We start from the raw sequence: 1,367 nt of genomic DNA, 5'->3' as shown, positions 1-1,367 counted from the left end.
CCGGCAGAGCTCGCCGCAGCGGCCAACGTCACCGCGGCCGCGTACGCGCAGGCCTCCGAGGACCGCCTGGCGTTCTGGGCCGAGCAGGCCCGCCGCCTCAGCTGGGCCGTCGAGCCGACCGAGACGCTGGACTGGTCGAACCCGCCGTTCGCGAAGTGGTTCGCCGACGGCAGCCTCAACGTGGCCTACAACTGCGTCGACCGCCACGTCGAGAACGGCCTGGGCGACCGGGTCGCCATCCACTTCGAGGGCGAGCCCGGCGACGGCCGCTCCATCACCTACGCCCAGCTCAAGGACGAGGTCTCCCAAGCCGCCAACGCCCTGCTGGAGCTCGGCGTCCGCAAGGGCGACCGCGTCGCCGTCTACCTCCCGATGATCGCCGAGGCCGTCGTCGCGATGCTGGCGTGCGCCCGGATCGGCGCCACCCACTCGGTGGTCTTCGGCGGCTTCTCCGCCGACGCCGTCGCCTCCCGCATCCAGGACGCCCAGGCCAAGCTGGTCATCACCGCCGACGGCGGCTACCGCCGCGGCAAGCCCTCCGCGCTCAAGCCCGCCATCGACGAGGCCCTCACCAAGGCCGACGGCGTCGAGCACGTCCTGGTCGTCCGCCGCACCGGCCAGGACATCGCCTGGACCGAGGGCCGCGACGTGTGGTGGCACGAGATCACCGCCCGCCAGTCCACCGAGCACACCCCCGAGGCCCACGAGGCCGAGCACCCGCTGTTCATCCTCTACACCTCCGGCACCACCGGGAAGCCCAAGGGCATCCTGCACACCTCCGGCGGCTACCTCACCCAGGCCTCCTACACCCACCACGCGGTCTTCGACCTCAAGCCGGAGACCGACGTCTACTGGTGCACGGCCGACATCGGCTGGGTCACCGGCCACTCGTACATCGTCTACGGACCGCTGTCCAACGGCGCCACCCAGGTCATCTACGAGGGCACCCCCGACACCCCGCACCAGGGCCGGTTCTGGGAGATCGTCCAGAAGTACGGCGTGACCATCCTCTACACCGCGCCGACCGCGATCCGCACCTTCATGAAGTGGGGCGACGACATCCCCGCGAAGTTCGACCTGTCCAGCCTGCGGGTGCTGGGCAGCGTCGGCGAGCCGATCAACCCCGAGGCGTGGATCTGGTACCGCGAGCACATCGGTGCCGGCAAGACCCCGATCGTGGACACCTGGTGGCAGACCGAGACCGGCGCCATCATGATCAGCCCCCTGCCCGGCGTCACCGAGACCAAGCCCGGCTCCGCGCAGCGCGCCCTGCCCGGCATCGCGGCCACCGTCGTCGACGACAACGCCGTCGAGGTCCCCAACGGCTCCGGCGGCTACCTCGTCCTCACCGAGCCCTGGCCCTCCAT

The 1,367-nt window shown here is 71.0% G+C and carries 1 protein-coding gene; it reads left to right on the top strand.

Annotated features, from left to right (window positions below; translation table 11 throughout):
- The coding region (locus ACZ7KX_RS42695) for an acetate--CoA ligase (protein WP_470331344.1) at window positions 1-1,367 on the top strand (1,367 nt) is incomplete at both ends.

It is taken from the genome of Kitasatospora sp. NPDC038210, assembly GCF_055600605.1.
The sequence above is the reverse complement of the archived record's forward strand: the minus strand, read 5'-3'. Positions and strand labels throughout refer to the sequence as shown.